We start from the raw sequence: 16,672 nt of genomic DNA on the forward strand, positions 1-16,672 counted from the left end.
TTGGTTGGGCTTGTCTGTTCATCCGCCTGTGCGCCCGTCCGCCGCCTCGGCGCCCCGCGCGGTGCCCGGGCCGTGGGGGGGGGGGGGGGGCGCGCCCCCCCCCCCCCCCCCCCCCCCCCCCCCGCGGAAGCAAGCCCGGCCCTCCCTGAAGCAGGGTTGGCCGCAGGCTGTCAGACCAGGTCGTAGCGGTCGAGGTCCATGACCTTGGCCCAGGCGGCGACGAAGTCCGTCACGAACTTCTGCCGCGCGTCGTCGCTCGCGTAGACCTCGGCGAGGGCGCGGAGCTCGGAGTTGGAGCCGAAGACCAGGTCGGCGCGGGTGCCGGTCCACTTGACCTTGCCGGACGCGTCGCGGGCCTCGAACTCGTCCTGCGTCGACGACGTCGACTTCCAGGTGATGCCCAGGTCGAGCAGGTTCACGAAGAAGTCGTTGGTCAGCGTGCCCGGGCGCTCCGTGAGAACGCCGTGCTTCGAGCCGCCGGTGTTGGCGCCCAGCACACGCAGACCGCCGACCAGGACGGTCGTCTCCGGGGCGCTCAGCGTCAGCAGGTTCGCCCGGTCCAGCAGCAGGTACTCGGCGGGCAGCCGGGCCGCCTTGCCGGTGTAGTTGCGGAAGCCGTCGTACGCGGGCTCCAGCGCCGCGAAGGACTCGACGTCCGTCTGCTCCTGCGTGGCGTCGACGCGGCCCGGGGTGAACGGCACCTCCACCTCGACACCGGCGTCCTTGGCCGCCTGCTCGACCGCCGCGCTGCCCGCGAGGACGATCAGGTCGGCCAGCGAGACCTGCTTGCCGCCCTTGGCGTTGAAGGACTCCTGGATGCCTTCGAGGGCGCGCAGGACCTGGGCCAGCTCGTCCGGGTTGTTCGCCTCCCAGCCGCGCTGCGGCTCCAGACGGACCCGGGCGCCGTTGGCGCCGCCCCGCTTGTCGCTGCCGCGGAAGGACGCGGCCGAGGCCCAGGCGGCCGAGACCAACTGCGCCACGGTGAGGTCCGTGGCGAGCACCTGCTCCTTGAGCGCGGCGATCTCCGCGGCGCCCAGCACCTCACCGGTGCGCGCGGGCAGCGGGTCCTGCCACAGCAGCACCTCGGAGGGCACCTCGGCGCCCAGGTAGCGCTGGATCGGGCCCATGTCGCGGTGCGTCAGCTTGTACCAGGCGCGCGCGAAGGCGTCCGCGAACTCTTCCGGGTTCTCGTGGAAGCGGCGCGAGATCTGCTCGTACGCCGGGTCGAAGCGCAGCGACAGGTCGGTGGTGAGCATCTGCGGCTTCTGCTTCTTCGACGCGTCGTGCGCGTGCGGGATGGTCGCCTCGGCGTCCTTGGCGATCCACTGCTTCGCACCGGCCGGGGACTCGGTCAGCTCGTACTCGTACGCGAAGAGGTTGTGGAAGAACTCGTTGCCCCACTGCGTCGGCGTGCTGGTCCAGGTCACCTCCAGACCGCTGGTGATGGCGTCCCCGCCCTTGCCCGACTTGTACGAGTTGCGCCAGCCGAGGCCCTGCTCCTCCAGCGGGGCGCCCTCCGGGTCCGCGCCGACGCTCTCGGCCGGGCCCGCGCCGTGCGTCTTGCCGAAGGTGTGGCCACCGGCGATGAGAGCGACGGTCTCCTCGTCGTTCATCGCCATCCGGCGGAAGGTCTCGCGGATGTCGCGGGCCGCCGCGATCGGGTCCGGGTTGCCGTTGGGGCCCTCGGGGTTGACGTAGATCAGGCCCATCTGGACCGCGCCGAGCGGGTTCTCCAGCTCACGGTCGCCGGTGTAGCGCTCGTCGTCGAGCCAGGTGGTCTCCGGGCCCCAGTAGACGTCCTCCTCCGACTCCCAGACGTCCTCGCGGCCGCCGGCGAAGCCGAAGGTCTTCAGGCCCATGGTCTCCAGGGCGACGTTGCCGGTGAGGATCAGCAGGTCGGCCCAGGACAGCGCCTGGCCGTACTTCTTCTTGACCGGCCACAGCAGCCGGCGGGCCTTGTCCAGGTTGCCGTTGTCCGGCCAGCTGTTCAGCGGGGCGAACCGCTGCTGACCGGCGCCCGCGCCACCGCGGCCGTCGCTGATGCGGTACGTGCCGGCGCTGTGCCAGGCCATCCGGATCATCAGCGGGCCGTAGTTGCCGAAGTCGGCCGGCCACCAGTCCTGCGAGGTGGTGAGCACCTCGGCGATGTCCCGCTTCACGGCGGGCAGGTCGAGCGCCTCGAACGCGGCCGCGTAGTCGAACTCCTCACCCAGCGGGTTCGCCACGGCGGGGTTCTTGGCGAGGATCTTCAGGTTGAGGCGGTCCGGCCACCACTGGCGGTTCCCGCCGCCCTGGGTCGGGTGCGGAGCGCGGCCGTGGGCCACCGGGCAGCCGCCCGCCTGCGCCTCGGGTGCCTCCGGGACGGCCGTCTCGGGCGAATCCGGGACGACGGGGTCGAAGACGTGCGACTCGTTGTTCTCGGTCATGAGTGATCCTTCCGGCCCCGGAGGGTCGTGGGGGCGCTGAACGGGGGAGGAGGATTCGGGCCGTGCAGAAGGGGCACGCCGGCGGCGGAACGACGACGGCGCTGGGCCGGCGGGCGGCTCCGCGCGGTCGACCGGTGGTGTCCCGTCGCGTGTCTCTGCTGCCGTACCGGAGTCTTCCTGTCTCTTGGATGTCGCCAATATCGATCCTACGATGGACTTCGTCCAAGTCAAGAAGCAGGCTAAAACCATAACGACGGGGCGTGGCGTCGCCGGATCCTTCGCGCGAGCCGCCCGCCCCTCCACCGAGCGGAGCAGGTGAAACGAGATGAGCGACCTCCTTGGGCGGCTGCGGGGCCGTGGCTGGCGTATGACCTCCCAGCGGCGTGTCGTCGCGGAGGTCCTCGACGGCGACCACGTGCACCTGACGGCGGACGAGGTGCATCTGCGGGCCGCCGAACGACTGCCCGAGATCTCCCGGGCGACCGTCTACAACACGCTGGGCGAACTCGTCGTGCTCGGCGAGGTGCTGGAGGTCTCCACCGTGGGCCGGGCGAAGCGTTACGATCCGAACGCGCGCCGCCCCCACCAGCACCTGGTCTGCTCCGGCTGCGGGACCGTCCGCGACGTCCACCCGGTGGGCAATGCCATCGGCGACCTGCCCGAGGAGGAGCGGTTCGGGTTCGCGGTCGGCTCGGTGGAGATCACCTACCGCGGTCTGTGCCCGGCCTGCGCCTGACGGAGACGGGCTGCGTGGGCGGGCGGGCGCGGCCGCGCCGTACGGGCGCGCCGGTCGGTCGGGCGGGCCGGTCGGGCGGGCCGGTCCCGCGAGCGGTCGGGCGCTGCTGCCCCGCGTGCCGGTCGGGTGAGCCGGTCGGGCGAGGCGGCCCCTTGGGCTGGTCCCGCGAGCCGCCCCGCGTGCCGGCCGCTCAGCCGTCGCTGATCGACGTCACGTCGTAGACGAGGGCGGAACTGTTCGCCGGACCGCGACAGGTCAGTTGGCGGGCCGGCGTGCGCCGGGCCCGTACCTCGACGTCGAACACCCTCGCGTACGGCGCCCGGCCGCTGATCCGGACGCGCCAGCCGTCGCCATCAGCGACCGTCGCGGTGACCGCGTGATCGTGCCTCCCCGCCGGGCCGAAGTGCCGGAGCACGGCGGCCACCGCTGCCTGCTGCGGCGGCCGGAGGGTGGTGTAGCCCCGCAGGTGGTCGGCGCGGATCCGGTCGGCGAGGTGGTCCTCGATCACGGTGACCGCCGACCGGGCGTCCAGATTGCCGTAGTAGACCCCATCGGGCACGACGACGACATTGGCGGCGAACCTGTCGCCGCCCACATGCGTGCACTCCCACACCAGGTCGGGCCAGCGCTCGCCGAGGGCCTGGCCCACGGGCCGCCCGCGCACCGCGCAGCAGGCGTCGTGCGTGCCGTGCGCGCAGACGAGGACGACGGGGGCGAGGCCCCGTACCCCCGGGGAGTCCAGGGCGGTCACGATCTGCGCCAGGTCCTGGTCACGGTGCCAGCGGCCCCATTGCTGGCGCAGTGCGCCGGAGCTGTCGTGGTGCAGCACCGCCCACCGGACGCTCCCCTCGGGGCGGCGGCGTCCGTGCCGTCGGACGAGGAGAATCCGGGCCCGGCTCGCCCGGGCCGCGGTGAACACGAGGGTCTTGGTCTCCGGATCGAGGTCGAGGCCGTCGAAACCGTTGGCGGGCCAACCGCGCCGGTACTCGATGAGGACCCAGGCGGAGCCGAAGGGCGCGGTGCCGACGAACGCGTCGTCACGGGCCCGGGCCGCGTCGGCGCAGAAGAACCGTTCCGGCGTGGTCACCGGTCCGCGGGCACCAGCACGCCCGCCCGCAGCAGCCGTCCGGCGAGCGCGAGGCCGAGGTCGCCGGCGGTGCGGACCCGGCCGTCGAGCAGCCGGGCCACGGGTACGAGGTCGGGTGCCGGGAAGTCGAGGTGACCGACGCGGGTGAACAGGCGCGTTCCTTCCAGCCGTGGCTCCAGCGCCTTGCGCAGTCGCACCGGTGAGCTCGTCACGAGGCCGTTCAACGCGGTGAGCTGGGCTACCGGCCCCAGGGGCGCGGGGCGGGCCTGGGACCGCCGGGTGCGGTGGAACAGCGGGGCGGGGTCGGCCTCGGCGAGGGCAGCGAGCAGGCGCTCACGAACCAGGTCCAGGTCCAGGCCCCCGTCCCCGTACGAACTGTCCGCGCCACGCGGTTGGTTCGTTTCTCCCGTTTCCCCCGTCCCCTTCGTCCCCAGGGGAAGGGAGCGGCGCATGGACGGATCGTCGCCCAGCGCCGCGAGGGCGGCCCGGGTCAGCTCCTCGGCCAGCGCGTAGCGGGTCCAGACGTGGACCCCCAGCGTCAGATGGACCGAGACCTCCCCTTGGGCCTGCGCCGAGTGAAGCCAGCCACGCGGCAGATAGAGCACATCGCCGGGACGGAGCATCGTGTCCAGGTGGGGAGTGCCGTGGGCTGCCCGGTCGGCGACGGCCGCACGGTGATCGGTCCACGGCTGATCGCGCAACGGATCCGGCAGCACCGGCTCGTGGATCACCCACCGCTTCGCCCCCTCGATCTGGAGGACGAAGACGTCGTGCACGTCGTAGTGCGCGTCGAACCCGCGGTTCTGCGGCGGGGTGACGTAGGCGTTCGCCTGTACGGGATGACCCAGCTCCGTACTCAGCGCGGAGACCAGGTCCGCCACCGGCTCCCAGGTACGGTGCAGCGCCTGCAGAACGAGCGTGGCGCCGTCCGCGAACGCACGCCACAGGGCCGTGTCGTCGAGCTGGTCGGCGACGGTGGCTCCGACCCCGGCGGGCGCGGTGAAGGACGACGGGGGAAGCGTGGAGCCGTCCTTGGCGACCCGGAGGAACGGCGTGCGCAACCCGCGCCGGGAGATCAGCTCGTCCACGGCGGCCGGGGAGAAGACGTCGGAGAAATCGCTCGCGTCCCGCGTCAGTGCCGCTGTCCGCGCCCAGACGTCACGGGCGAATGTCTCCCGGCTGAGCCTGGTCAGGCGTGATTCCAGGATTCCGGCGCCCTTACGCGCGCCGGAATCCTGGAGCTGAGTCCGGGGCATGCTCAAGAGCGGCTGCCGGCCTCATCGGCTCCGCCGTCCGCGCCGCCATCGGCCCCGCCGTCGTGGACGCCGGGGGTGCCTGCGGCTCCGCCGTCCGCGGGCCCCTCGGCTCCGCCGTCCGCGCCACCGTCGGCTCCGCCGTCGTGGACACCGGGCGTACCGGCCGCTCCACCGTCCGCGGGCCCCTCGGCTCCGCCGTCCGCGCCACCGTCGGCTCCGCCGTCGTGGACGCCGGGGGTGCCTGCGGCTCCGCCGTCTGCGGGCCCCTCGGCTCCGCCGTCCGCACCTCCGTCGTGGACGCCGGGCGTGCCCGCCGCTCCGCCGTCCGCAGGTCCTTCGTCGCCGCTCGCGTCGTGCTCGGTCATCATTCCTCCTGGGATCGCACCATGGGGACGATGGTTTTCCGTTCTCCGGAAACCCGGTCGCCGGGACGTTGATCTGCGCCGAAATGGCCAGTATTCACCGTATCCCTGCGGCTGGAAAACATCGATTCGAGCAACGAGAAGTCCTCCGAATGCCAGCACTCAGGCCCCGTCTCCGGCACCCTCCGGACGCGGCTTGTCCGCGAAGACCCAGCGGTTGCCCGACAGCGCGTCGTTCGGCTCGGGCAGGGGGCCGCGTCCGTGCAGGCGGGTGAAGTCGAAGGGGGTGTGGACCGAGGTCGACCAGCCCCGGTCCGCCAGGCGGCCCGCGGAGTCGGGGCGGGGGGCCAGGTCGAAGAGGTCCAGCAGGTCGATGCCGATCCGGTCCCTCGTGGCCGTGTACAGCGGGCTGTCGCGGTACTCCAGCAGGTCCTTCTCCAGCTTGACCTCGAAGGCCAGTGCGCTTCCCCCGGCGCTCAGCCCCTCCACCGTGTCGATGAGGTAGGTCTCGGCAGCCGGCGGCAGGTAGAACAGCAGCCCCTCGACCAGCCAGACGCTCGGCGCGGCCGGGTCGAAGCCGGCGTGCGGCAGGGCGCCGGCCCAGTCGGCGCGGAGATCCATCGGGACCGGTACGCGCGCCGCCTTCGGGGTGGCCGAAATGCCGCCGAGCACCCGGTGCTTGAAGGCCAGCACCTCCGCCCGGTCGATCTCGAAGACCACGCAGCCGGGAGGCCAGTCGAGCCGGAACGCCCGCGCGTCCAACCCTGCCCCGACCAGCACCACTTGGCGGGCGTTCCGGGCATGGACCGACCGGAGGAGGAAGTCGTCGAGGACCCGCGTCCGCAGCCCGAAATACCGGGCGAACCGCCCCCACAGCGGGTTCGCGTCCCCGTCCGGGACCTCCCGCGGGTGGACCGGCCAGTCCGCGGACGCCGGGGCCGCGCGCACGAAGTGCTCCGCGTAGACGTCCCGTGCCAGGCTGTCGGGGCGGTGGGTCTCGATGGCCCGCGCCGCCGCGACCAGCAGAGCGGTCACGCCGACCCCTCCTGCCACGCCCTCCACCCCGGTGCCGTCGGTGTCCCGATGCGCTGTGTCGACCATGTGCACTCCTTTGATACGCGCCGACGTGGGGAACGCGCGGCACGCGTGGTAAGGGGAATTCGTGGGCCTTACGGAATCAGGACCGGCTTCACCACGCGGCCCGCCTCGCAGTCGGCCTCGGCCTCGTTGACGTCGGCGAGCGGGTACGTACGGATCAGCTGGTCGAAGGGGAACCGCCCGGCCTTCCACAGCCCGGTCAGCCGGGGGATCATCAGGGCCGGGACCGCGTCCCCCTCGCAGATGTGGAAGAGCCTCCGGCCTCGGTCCAAGGTCCCGGTTTCCAGCGGGAGGCCGGCGTGCAGCCGGGCCACCAGGCCGAGGTGGCCCCTCGGGCGCAGCGACCGGAGCGCGTCGTTGATGAGCGGGGCGGAGCCCGTGGTGTCGAGGGCGTACTGCGCGCCGCCGCCGGTCAGCCCCCGGATACGGTCCGGCAGATCGCCCGATGCGGCATACAGTGCGGCCGCGCCGAACTTCTCGGCGAGGGCCAGCCGTTCGGGGTGCCGGTCGACCGCCACGGCGACCGCCCCGGCGGCGGTGGCCGCCATGACCGCCGCCAGGCCCACCGCTCCGGCGCCGAGGACCACGACGGTGTCGCCGGGGCCCGCGTTGAAGGAGTTGAGGACGGCCCCGGCGCCGGTGAGGAAGCCGCAGCCGAGCGGCCCGAGCAGTTCGAGGGGGAGCGCGGGATCGACCCGTACGGCGTTGCGGGCCGGGACCATCGCGTACGCGGCGAACGCGGACTGGCCGAACCACCGGGGTGCCAGCGCGCCCCCGGCCGCGTCGGTGAACCGGGCCGCGTTCTCGGCGCGTCCCCCGAAGAGGTTGAGGGCGGCGAAATCGTCGCAGTAGGCGGGGGCCGCGCCGAGACAACTCCTGCAGTGTCCGCAGGAGTCGAAGCTCAGCACGACGTGGTCGCCGGGGTTCAGCTCGGTGGCCGCCCCGCCGGTTTCGACCACCACTCCGGCCCCCTCGTGGCCGAGTACCGCCGGTAGCGGTGAGCGGCCCGCCGAGCGCCGGACGGCGAGATCGGTCCGGCACATGCCGCAGCCCGCGATGCGGACCAGGATCTCGCCGTCGCCCGGACCCGCGTTCAGGATCACCTCCTCGACGGCGAACGGGTCCTCGTACGAACGCAGTACCGCGGCGTCGAACCTCATGGCCGGTCCTTCCGGGGGCGGTGTACGACGAAGGGGCTGAGGTTGCCGTACAGCCCCCACGGCCCGCCCGCGACGCCGACGCCGCTCTCCTTGACGCCGGCGAAGGGCTGGGCGAGGGAGAGTTCGGCGTGGTGGTTGATCCAGGCCGTTCCGCACTCCAGTCGGCCGGCCACCGCCTCGGCCCGGTCCAGGTCCGTTCCCCACACCGAGCCGCCCAGCCCGAAGCGGGTGGCGTTGGCCGCCTCGACGGCCTCGTCGACGCTCCCGTACCGCAGCACCGGCAGGACCGGACCGAACTGCTCCTCCGCCACCACCGGGCTGTCGGGCGGGACATCGGTCAGGACGGTAGGGGCGTGGAACCAGCCCGGACGGTCCAGCCGGTGGCCCCCGGCGGCTGCTCTGGCCCCGTCCGCGAGGGCCTTCGCCGTGTACCGCTCCACCCGGGCCAGCTGGGCGGCGTTGTTGAGCGGACCCAGCTCCGTATCCGGGTCGAGGCCCGCCCCGACGACCACCGCCTTCGCCCGTGCCGCCAGGGCATCCACCACCCGGTCGTGGAGCCGGGCCGGGGCGTAGACGCGTTTGACCGCCATGCATACCTGGCCGCAGTTGCGGAACGCCGCCCAGAACAGCCGGTCCGCGATCCGCTCCACGTCCACGTCGTCCAGCAGGATCGCGGCGTCGTTCCCGCCCAGCTCCAGGGTGACCCGGGCGAGGCCGGACGCCGCGCCCGCCGCTACGGCCCGCCCGGTCGGGACCGAACCCGTGAACGTCACATGGCGGATCCCCGGGTGGGAGGCCAGCAGGGCGCCGAGGGGTTCGCGGCCGGTGATCATCGTCAGCACGCCCTCGGGCAGGGCGGCGGACAGGACGGACCCCAGCAGCCGGGTGGCCAGCGGCGTGAAGGGGGAGGGCTTGAGCACCACCGTGTTGCCCGCGGCGAGCGCGGGCGCGAACTTTGCCGAGGCGAGCTGGAGCGGGAAGTTCCACGGGACGATGGCGGCGACGGGCCCGAGCGACCGCCAGCGGATCTCGCTGTGCACGGCCCGCCCGTCCTCGATCGTCCGGATCTCGGGGGCCATGTCGGCGAACCACCGCAGCCGCGCCGCTGTACGGGCGATCTCCGCGTACGACTCGGTCAGGGGTTTCCCCTGCTCACGGGTGAGCAGGGGAGCGAGCTCCGCCCCGGCCGCCTCCACGGCGTCGGCCGCCGCGAGCAGGGCGGCGGCGCGGGCGGCAGGGTCCGCCCGCCAGCTCCGCCAGGCCTCGTGCGCCCGGCGGACCACCGCGTCAAGGTCCGGGGCCCGCTGGTCGGGAGCCTCGTCGAACGCCTCGCCCGTCGCCGGGTCGAGCACGGCGAAGCGCTCACCGTGGGACGCCGGGTCCGGGCCGGGCCGATACGGCGCCACGCCGGCGGTCAGCTCGCGGCCGGGGTCGCCGCGTACTCCCGGGCGTGCCGGTCCATCTCCGCCCGGAACTCGGCCACCAACCGAGGCTGGATCCGTCCCGCGTTGCGGTCGCCGCCTTCGCAGACCGCCCCGCGTACACCCACGATGTCCGTCCCGATCCGGGTCAGCAGGGCGAGATCCTCCCGCTTCACGCTGCCCGCGAGCGCGGCGAGCAGCCCGGCGTCGTGGGCCAGCCGGACGAACTCCCCGCAGGCCTCCGGTGGCACATGGTCGAACAGCCTCGTCCCGTCCTTGATCGCGGTGTCGAGCATGGCCGCGTCGGATCCGGAGCGGCGGGCGATGTCGGGCAGCGCGAGCGGGCTCACACAGCCGATCCGGTGGGCGTCGGCATAGCCCGAGGCGACGACGAACGCGTCCGGCCGGAAGTCCTTCACGGCCCGGACCACTCCGCGCATCACCTCGATGGCCTGGTCGGGCGTCGTGCACCCGTAGAGGCCGACCTTGATGTAGGTGGCTCCGGAGACCGCCGCGCCGAGCGCCGCCTGCGCCACCGTGCCGGGCTTGTACGGTACGTCCCCGACCGTCGCCGACACCGGCTTGTCCGCGGGGACCGCCCCGCGGATCTCTCTGATGACCCAGGGGAAGTTCGCGCCGAGCGAGCCCTCGTCGGGCTTCTTGACGTCGACGATGTCGAGATGGTCCGCCGCCTTCGCACACGCGAGAGCTTCTTCGACGCCGTCCGGGGAGATGAGCAGCAGCAACGTGGATTCCTTCCACCGCGGGTCCACCGGCCGAACGGCCGGGGCGCGGAGTAGTCGGGATCTTGTGCGGTCGGCTCATCCTCGCCGTGCCACGTGACCCCTCGGCAGGGCGCGAGGGATGGCGAACGGAGCACTGCCCCGACGTACTCACGCCCCCTGTGGCGCGCCGTTCACCTCGTGTTCTCCTCGACCGGGCCGGCCGGGAGCCCGGGCGGCACCCGCACCGGAAACCCGCCCGCTCCGCCCGTGGGTTCCTCTGTAGGGTGATCCTCTTCCCCGAACAGATCCTGGAGTGTTCGTGCTTGCGGTCAGAATCATCCTGTCCGTCCTTCTCTGCGCTTCCTCTCTCGTCCTGCTGACCAATCTCCACGCCCTGCGACGAGCCAGGGCGCTGGAGTCGGGCGGAGCCAGGGCCACCGGGCAGTGCGTCGACCACTTCTGGCCTTCGGGCGGTTACGTGGGAGCGATCTGTGTGTACGCGGTGGAGCCCGGCGAGGAGATGCGGGTCCGCTCGTCGAGATACACGACCGCCCCGGTGGAGATAGGCGAGGAGGTCGAGGTGCTGTACCGCCCCGGCGACCCGAAGTCCTCCATGCTCGCCTTCGAGGCGAAGAACCGCACGGGCTTCGACGTCGCCCTCTCCTCGGTCATGGCGGTGTTGTCGGCGGGGGCGATCGTGGGGCTCGCCCTCACCGTCTGACCGGCAGCGCAGGAACCTGCCAGCATACCGGGCAGCGGGACCTCGCGGCTCGCCGCCGCCAGCTCGCCCGCCGCGCGAAGCTCACACGGATCCAGGGTTGCCGTAATACGCCCCCGCCCCGTGCTTGCGGGTGAAATGGCGGTCCAACAGGTGTTGAGGCGGCTGCGCGGCCCCGAGCGAGAGCGTGTGCAGCGCCATCTCCGCGACCGCCTCGCAGATGACCGCGTGTTCCAGCGATCCATCGGCGTCCGAGCCCCAGGTGAAGGGCCCGTGGTGTGCGACGAGGGCGGCGGGCACCGTCCGGGCCCGCTCGTCGTCGCCTTCGAGCAGTTCCACGATGACCTGCCCGGTGTTGAACTCGTAGTCGGCCGCGCACTGTTCGGCACTGAGCGGCTCCGTGACCGGGACCGGGCCGTCGAAGGTGTCCGCGTGCGTGGTACCGAGCACCGGGATCGGACGGCGGGCCTGGGCGAAGGCCACGGCGTGCGGGGAGTGGGTGTGCGTGACCCCGCCGATCGACGGGAAGGCCCGGTAGAGGCTCCGGTGCGTCTCGGTGTCCGTCGAGGGACGCAGATCCCCCTCGACCACCCGGCCGTCGTCCAGGGCGACGACCACGAGATGCTCCTCGCTCAGCCGGTCGTACGGCACCCCCGACGGCTTGATGACGAACACGCCGGCCTCCCGGTCGACCCCGCTCACATTGCCCCAGGTCAGGGTGGCCAGACCCGCCTGCGGGATGCGCAGATTGGCGGCCAGGACCTCGCCGCGCAGCGACGCGAAGGCGGAGCGGGACATGGCGGGGCCTCCTGGCCGGGGTGGGGGAAAGGCCGCTCGGCCGGTGCCGCTCACAGGGCGTCGGCCAGTCGGTGGTAGGCCTGGTTCCAGCGGAGTTCCTGGGCGAACCGGCGTACGGTCGTGTCGGCGTCGATGAACGCGAGCTCCACGGCCAGCATGTCGGCCAGATCCTCGAACTCCTCGCGGCCCACGGCCGTGGTGAGCACCGTGTGATGCGGAGCCCCGGCGGTCAGCCACGCCTCGGTGGAGGTACGCAGGTCGGGTTCCGGACGCCAGACCGCGCGGGCCACGGGCAGCAGGGGAAGCGGTTCGGGCGGGCCCACGACGTCGATCCGGTTGGCGACCAGCCGGAAACGGGAGCCCATGTCGGCCAGCCCCACGACGACTCCGGGGGAGGGGGCCGCGTCGAACACCAGGCGGACCGGGTCCTCACGCCCGCCGATGCTCAGGGGGTGGATCTCGCAGGAGGGCGTGGCGGCGGCGAGCGAGGGGCACACCTCCAGCATGTGCGCCCCGAGGACGAGACCGCTGTCCGGGGCGAGGTCGTAGGTGTAGTCCTCCATGAAGGAAGTGCCGCCCGGCAGACCGTGCGCCATGGCCTTCGTGGCACGCAGCAGCCCCGAGGTCTTCCAGTCGCCCTCGCCCCCGAAGCCGTAGCCGTCGGCCATCAGGCGCTGGACCGCGAGACCGGGCAACTGACGCAGGCCGCCCAGGTCTTCGAAGTTGGTGGTGAACGCGGTGAAGCCGCCGGCGGTGAGGAAGCCGCGCAGCCCGGCCTCGATCCGGGCCGCGTACCGCAGGGACGCGTGGCGTTCCTTGCCGGGGAGCAGCTCGGGAGCCAGCGCGTAACGGTCCGCGTACTCCTCGGTGAGCGCCAGGACGGCGCCGTCGTCCACGGCGTCCACGGCGTCCACCAACTCGTTGACGCCGTAGGTGTTGACGGACATGCCGAACCTGAACTGGGCCTCGACCTTGTCCCCTTCGGTGACCGCGACATCCCGCATGTTGTCCCCGAAGCGGGCGAGGCGCAGCCGGGCGAACTCGGCGCGTCCGACGGCGGCCCGTGTCCAGGCCGCGATGCGGTGGGCCGTCTCGGGCGAGGAGACGTGCCCGGTCACGGTCTTGCGGGTGACACCGATACGCGACTGGATATGGCCGAACTCGCGGTCCCCGTGCGCCGCTTGGTTCAGATTCATGAAGTCCATGTCGATCGTGGACCAGGGGAGACGGCGGTTCGCCTGGGTGTGCAGGTGAAGGAGAGGCTTCCGCAGGGAGGCGAGGCCGGTGATCCACATTTTGGCCGGGGAGAAGGTGTGCATCCAGGCGATGAGGCCGATGCAGCGGTCGTTGGCCTCGGCGTCCAGGCATATCCGGCGGATCGCGTCCGCCTCCGTCAGAACGGGCTTCCACACGATGCGCACGGCCGATCCGCCGGCAGTGGAATCCGCGGCGATCGTCTCGCATATCTGCTGTGACTGGGCTGCCACTTGGGCGAGTGTGTCCTCGCCGTAGAGCGCCTGGCTGCCCGTCAGGAACCAGATCTCGCTGTCGGTGGGGGAGAGGGGCATGGAGGTACTCCCTTGTCGGGGTGCGGGGCGGTGTGTGGGGTGGCGAGAGGTGCGCGGGAGGTCAGCGCATGGTCCCCTGGGCCCTGGCCCGGTTGCGGAGCCTGCGCAGCCGGTGCAGCAGGAGGTCGCCGCCGGTGCCGAAGTGGTCGTGCAGTGCGCGGTATTCGGCGTACAGCTCGTCGTAGACGTCGGCGCTGTCCGGGTCGGGGAGGTGGGCGTTCCGCTCGACGCCGCCCATGCGGGCGGCGGCCGCGCGCACGTCCGGGTACGCCCCGGCCGCCACCGCCGCGTGGATCGCCGAACCGAGCGCGGGGCCCTGGTCGGAGATGGCGAGCGACACGGGGCGGCGCAGGACGTCGGCGTAGATCCGCATGAGCAGCGGGTTCTTCTTGAGCCCGCCCGCCGCGATGAACTCCGTGACGGGCACCCCGTGTTCCTCCAGGGTCTCCACGATGACGCGGGTGCCGAAGGCGGTCGCCTCCAGCAGGGCGCGGTAGACGTCCTCGGGGCGGGTGTCGAGCGTGAGGCCGGCCAGCACTCCGGAGAGACGGTGGTCGACGAGGGTGGAGCGGTTGCCGTTCATCCAGTCGAGCGCGACCAGGCCGTGCGCCCCGACCGGCTGCTCGGCGCTGAGCCGGGACAGATGCTCGTGCAGGTCCTCGCCGGCGGCCTCCGCGGCGGCGCGGTAGTCGTCGGGGACACCCTGGCGCAGCCACCAGGCGAAGATGTCGCCCACCCCGCTCTGCCCGGCCTCGTAGCCGTACGCGCCCGCCACGATGCCCCCGTCGACCACCCCGCAGACCCCGGGGACGTCGGCCAACTCGTCGCTGTTGACGACATGGCAGGTGGAGGTGCCCATGATGGCGAGCAGGTGCCCGTTCTCCACCGCCCCGGCCGCCGGGCCCGTGACATGGGCGTCGACGTTCCCCACCGCGACCGGGGTGCCCGGCCTGAGCCCGGTCAGGGCCGCGGCTTCGACGCTCACCGTCCCGGCGCGATTGCCGAGGGGGAGCAGTGGGTGGTCGAGCCGGGTGGCGGGGAAGTCCGCGAAGTCCGGGTGGAGTCCGGCGAGAAAGTCGGACGAGGGGTAGGCGCCGTCCTGGTGGATGCCCTTGTAGCCCGCGGTGCACGTGTTGCGTGACTCGGTGCCGGTGAGCTGCCAGACGATCCAGTCGGCCGCCTCGATCCAGCGGGAGCAGGCGGCGTACAGCTGCGGATCCTCTTCGAGGACCTGGAGCGCCTTCGCGTACTGCCACTCGGCGGAGATCCGGCCGCCGTACCTCCGGATCCAGGGCTCACCGCGTCGGTGCGCCAGGGCGTTGATGCGGTCGGCCTGGTCCTGGGCGGCGTGGTGCTTCCAGAGTTTCGGCCAGGAGTGGGGGCGGTCCGCCCAGGCGGGCTGCTCGGCCAGCGGGACACCGTCCGCCGTGGTCGGCAGCACCGTGCAGGAGGTGAAGTCGGTTCCGATGCCGATGACCTGGGACGGGGCGATGCCCGCCGCCGCGAGTGCTTCCGGCACGGCGGTACGGAGCGCCTCCCGCCAGTCGCGCGGGTCCTGGAGGGCCCAGTCCGGGGGCAGGGGGGTGTCCGAGCCCGGAAGGCTCCGGTCGATGACACCGTTGCGGTAGGTGTGCACGGCCGAGCCGAGCTCTGCGCCGTCGCGGACCCGTACCACCAGGGCGCGTGCCGAGAGGGTGCCGAAGTCGACTCCGACCGTGCAGGCGTCGGGGCGCCGGTCGGGTGGGCTGCCGGGAGGTCCGGTGGGAGGGCTGCCGGGGGGATCGGGCTGAGGGGTCACGAGTGAGACTCTCTGCTGCGGGAGTGGGTGCGGGGAGTGTCACCGCCCCCTGATTGTTAGCGCTCACAATCGCTGGAAGCAAGAGGCCCGGGCTTTCGGAGTGGCGTGATCCGGGGCTTCCGGGGGCGTGCCGCACGGACTCCGGGGCGGTGTGAGGCGCGGATTCCCGGAGCGGCGTGCCGTGTGGACAACCGGATCGGCGTGCGGCTCAGGCGCTGTCCTGCGACCGGGTGCTCGCCCGGACGATGAGCTGCGGCTCCACCACGATGTGCTCCACGCCCGCGGCGGTGCCCTCGATGTGCTCCAGCAGCAGTTGGATGCTCCGGCGGCCGATGGCCGTGAAGTCCTGGCGCACGGTGGTCAGCGGGGGAGGGAAGAACCCCGCCTCGGGGATGTCGTCGAAACCCGCGACGGCCACCTGCTCCGGGGTGCGGACCCCCGCCTCCCGCAGCGCGCGCAGGACCCCCAGCGCCATCTGGTCGTTGGCGACGAAGGCCGCCGTCACCGTAGCCGTGCCCCTTCGTGCCAGGGTCAGCCCCGCCAGCTCCTGCCCCGCGTGGTAGCCGGACAAGGGGCTCCAGTCGCCCCGCAGGACGCGCGGCGGGCGGATCCCGTGCTCCTCCAGCACGGCGCGCCAGCCCTCGGTGCGCGCGGCGCTCTCCAGCCAGTCCTCGGGGCCGGCCACGTGCCAGACGGTCTCGTGGCCGGCGGCCAGGAGATGCTCCGTCACGAGGCGGGCGCCGAGCTCCTGGTCCAGGGAGACGCCGGGGATGTCGAGCCGGTGGCTGCCCTCCACCGTGACGACGGGAAAGGGCGGGGTCAGCCGCGCCAGGGCCTGCACGCTGGAACGCTGGGGGGTGATGGCGACCGCGCCCTCGACGCCCCAGGCCGCCAGATGGTCGAGCGCGTCCTCCAGGGCGTGGCCGCCGCCGCTGCGCAGTGTGACGGTCGAGACCAGGTACCCCTCGTCGCGGGCCGCCTCCTGGAGGCCGGCCAACGTGCTCGCGGGGCCGTAGAGCGTCGGGTCGACCGCGATGACGCCGATCGTCCGCGAACGCCGGGTGACCAGCGCCCGGGCCGCGGAGTTGCGGCGGTAGCCGAGCCGTTCGATCGCGGCCGTCACCTGATCCCGGGTGGTGGCCCGGACGTTGGGGTGGCCGCTGAGCACGCGTGACACGGTCTGGTGGGAGACCCCCGCCTCCCGGGCGACGTCCGCCATCGTCGGTGGGCGGAGGACCTCCGTGGGGCGGGTCATGCCTGGTTTCCTCCGGACGACGGCCGCGGCCCGGCCCGGCCGCGGGACGCCCCGCGAGGGCGACGGGACCACCTCGAATTCGAAAAACAGCTTAACGCCTCTTGCCCCCGACAGGTGTGAGCGCTAACAATCCAGTGGCTGGCGGGCGGTCTCCCTGTCGACGGCGCCCGCGCGTCGTGACAGCGGGACGCCCTCCCGCTGTCCCTCCTGCCTCCAGAGCCCCACCGCCGACGGGAATGCCAGGGACCGCCCATGACGAACCGA

At 72.8% G+C, this 16,672-nt stretch carries 14 protein-coding genes; 2 read left to right on the top strand and 12 right to left on the bottom strand.

Annotated elements, in window-relative coordinates:
* Nucleotides 1–170: 170 nt before the first annotated feature.
* A complete protein-coding gene (gene katG / locus JS521_RS02640; protein WP_205081076.1) occupies nucleotides 171–2,426 on the bottom strand; it encodes a catalase/peroxidase HPI in 2,256 nt (751 codons plus the stop codon).
* Between the two features lie 325 nt (nucleotides 2,427–2,751).
* Between katG and JS521_RS02645 the strand changes: the two genes are divergently transcribed.
* Nucleotides 2,752–3,162 carry a Fur family transcriptional regulator gene (locus JS521_RS02645; protein ID WP_205081077.1) on the top strand — a complete coding sequence of 137 codons (411 nt, stop codon included), beginning with the start codon at nucleotides 2,752–2,754 and terminating at the stop codon, nucleotides 3,160–3,162.
* A 190-nt stretch (nucleotides 3,163–3,352) separates the two neighbouring features.
* On the opposite strand, the gene JS521_RS02650 is transcribed toward JS521_RS02645, so the two are convergent.
* The 7 genes from JS521_RS02650 to JS521_RS02680 form a co-directional block, all read right to left on the bottom strand.
* Entirely contained in the window at nucleotides 3,353–4,249 is an 897-nt protein-coding gene (locus tag JS521_RS02650; protein WP_205081078.1) for a ferredoxin family protein, read from the bottom strand.
* Nucleotides 4,246–5,511 carry a cupin domain-containing protein gene (locus tag JS521_RS02655; protein WP_205081079.1) on the bottom strand — a complete coding sequence of 422 codons (1,266 nt, stop codon included), beginning with the start codon at nucleotides 5,509–5,511 and terminating at the stop codon, nucleotides 4,246–4,248. Before JS521_RS02655 ends, JS521_RS02650 begins: the two co-directional genes overlap by 4 nt.
* Nucleotides 5,508–5,873 carry a BatC protein gene (locus tag JS521_RS37160; RefSeq protein WP_372448546.1) on the bottom strand — a complete coding sequence of 122 codons (366 nt, stop codon included), beginning with the start codon at nucleotides 5,871–5,873 and terminating at the stop codon, nucleotides 5,508–5,510. Before JS521_RS37160 ends, JS521_RS02655 begins: the two co-directional genes overlap by 4 nt.
* Before the next feature lie 156 nt (nucleotides 5,874–6,029).
* On the bottom strand, nucleotides 6,030–6,968 hold the full coding sequence (locus JS521_RS02665; RefSeq protein ID WP_205081081.1) for a class I SAM-dependent methyltransferase: 939 nt from the start codon (nucleotides 6,966–6,968) through the stop codon (nucleotides 6,030–6,032).
* A 68-nt stretch (nucleotides 6,969–7,036) separates the two neighbouring features.
* The gene (locus JS521_RS02670) at nucleotides 7,037–8,125 is read right to left on the bottom strand and encodes an NAD(P)-dependent alcohol dehydrogenase (protein ID WP_205081082.1); all 1,089 of its coding nucleotides are present in this window, start codon (nucleotides 8,123–8,125) and stop codon (nucleotides 7,037–7,039) included.
* Nucleotides 8,122–9,531: an aldehyde dehydrogenase family protein gene (locus JS521_RS02675; RefSeq protein ID WP_205081083.1), complete on the bottom strand. Its 1,410-nt coding sequence runs from the start codon at nucleotides 9,529–9,531 to the stop codon at nucleotides 8,122–8,124. The genes JS521_RS02670 and JS521_RS02675 overlap by 4 nt, the downstream gene beginning before the upstream one ends.
* 8 nt (nucleotides 9,532–9,539) lie before the next feature.
* On the bottom strand, nucleotides 9,540–10,292 hold the full coding sequence (locus tag JS521_RS02680; RefSeq protein ID WP_205081084.1) for a (5-formylfuran-3-yl)methyl phosphate synthase: 753 nt from the start codon (nucleotides 10,290–10,292) through the stop codon (nucleotides 9,540–9,542).
* Nucleotides 10,293–10,590: 298 nt separating this feature from the next.
* Here JS521_RS02680 and JS521_RS02685 point away from each other — a divergent pair, with 298 nt between their 5' ends.
* A complete protein-coding gene (locus JS521_RS02685) occupies nucleotides 10,591–10,992 on the top strand; it encodes a DUF3592 domain-containing protein (RefSeq protein ID WP_205081085.1) in 402 nt (133 codons plus the stop codon).
* Between the two features lie 81 nt (nucleotides 10,993–11,073).
* Here the strand turns inward: JS521_RS02685 and araD are convergent, their stop codons facing one another.
* The 4 genes from araD to JS521_RS02705 all read right to left on the bottom strand — a co-directional run bounded on the left by araD (nucleotide 11,074) and on the right by JS521_RS02705 (nucleotide 16,408).
* Nucleotides 11,074–11,787: an L-ribulose-5-phosphate 4-epimerase AraD gene (araD, locus tag JS521_RS02690; protein WP_205081086.1), complete on the bottom strand. Its 714-nt coding sequence runs from the start codon at nucleotides 11,785–11,787 to the stop codon at nucleotides 11,074–11,076.
* A 50-nt stretch (nucleotides 11,788–11,837) separates the two neighbouring features.
* Nucleotides 11,838–13,355 carry an L-arabinose isomerase gene (gene araA / locus JS521_RS02695; RefSeq protein WP_205081087.1) on the bottom strand — a complete coding sequence of 506 codons (1,518 nt, stop codon included), beginning with the start codon at nucleotides 13,353–13,355 and terminating at the stop codon, nucleotides 11,838–11,840.
* 61 nt (nucleotides 13,356–13,416) lie between these two features.
* A complete protein-coding gene (araB, locus tag JS521_RS02700) occupies nucleotides 13,417–15,153 on the bottom strand; it encodes a ribulokinase (RefSeq protein WP_205081088.1) in 1,737 nt (578 codons plus the stop codon).
* A 208-nt stretch (nucleotides 15,154–15,361) separates the two neighbouring features.
* Complete coding sequence (locus JS521_RS02705; protein ID WP_205081089.1) at nucleotides 15,362–16,408, bottom strand: LacI family DNA-binding transcriptional regulator; 1,047 nt, start codon at nucleotides 16,406–16,408, stop codon at nucleotides 15,362–15,364.
* Between the last annotated feature and the right edge of the window lie 264 nt (nucleotides 16,409–16,672).

Origin of the sequence: Streptomyces durocortorensis (genome assembly GCF_016901035.1) — a bacterium.
Taxonomy (GTDB): domain Bacteria; phylum Actinomycetota; class Actinomycetes; order Streptomycetales; family Streptomycetaceae; genus Streptomyces; species Streptomyces durocortorensis.

Coding starts and splice junctions, on each gene's coding strand:
- araD (WP_205081086.1), bottom strand. CDS start 11,787: ATGTCCCGCTCCGCCTTCGCGTCGCTGCGCGGCGAGGTCCTGGCCGCC.
- JS521_RS37160 (WP_372448546.1), bottom strand. CDS start 5,873: ATGATGACCGAGCACGACGCGAGCGGCGACGAAGGACCTGCGGACGGC.
- JS521_RS02665 (WP_205081081.1), bottom strand. CDS start 6,968: ATGGTCGACACAGCGCATCGGGACACCGACGGCACCGGGGTGGAGGGC.
- katG (WP_205081076.1), bottom strand. CDS start 2,426: ATGACCGAGAACAACGAGTCGCACGTCTTCGACCCCGTCGTCCCGGAT.
- araA (WP_205081087.1), bottom strand. CDS start 13,355: ATGCCCCTCTCCCCCACCGACAGCGAGATCTGGTTCCTGACGGGCAGC.
- JS521_RS02645 (WP_205081077.1), top strand. CDS start 2,752: ATGAGCGACCTCCTTGGGCGGCTGCGGGGCCGTGGCTGGCGTATGACC.
- JS521_RS02670 (WP_205081082.1), bottom strand. CDS start 8,125: ATGAGGTTCGACGCCGCGGTACTGCGTTCGTACGAGGACCCGTTCGCC.
- JS521_RS02705 (WP_205081089.1), bottom strand. CDS start 16,408: ATGACCCGCCCCACGGAGGTCCTCCGCCCACCGACGATGGCGGACGTC.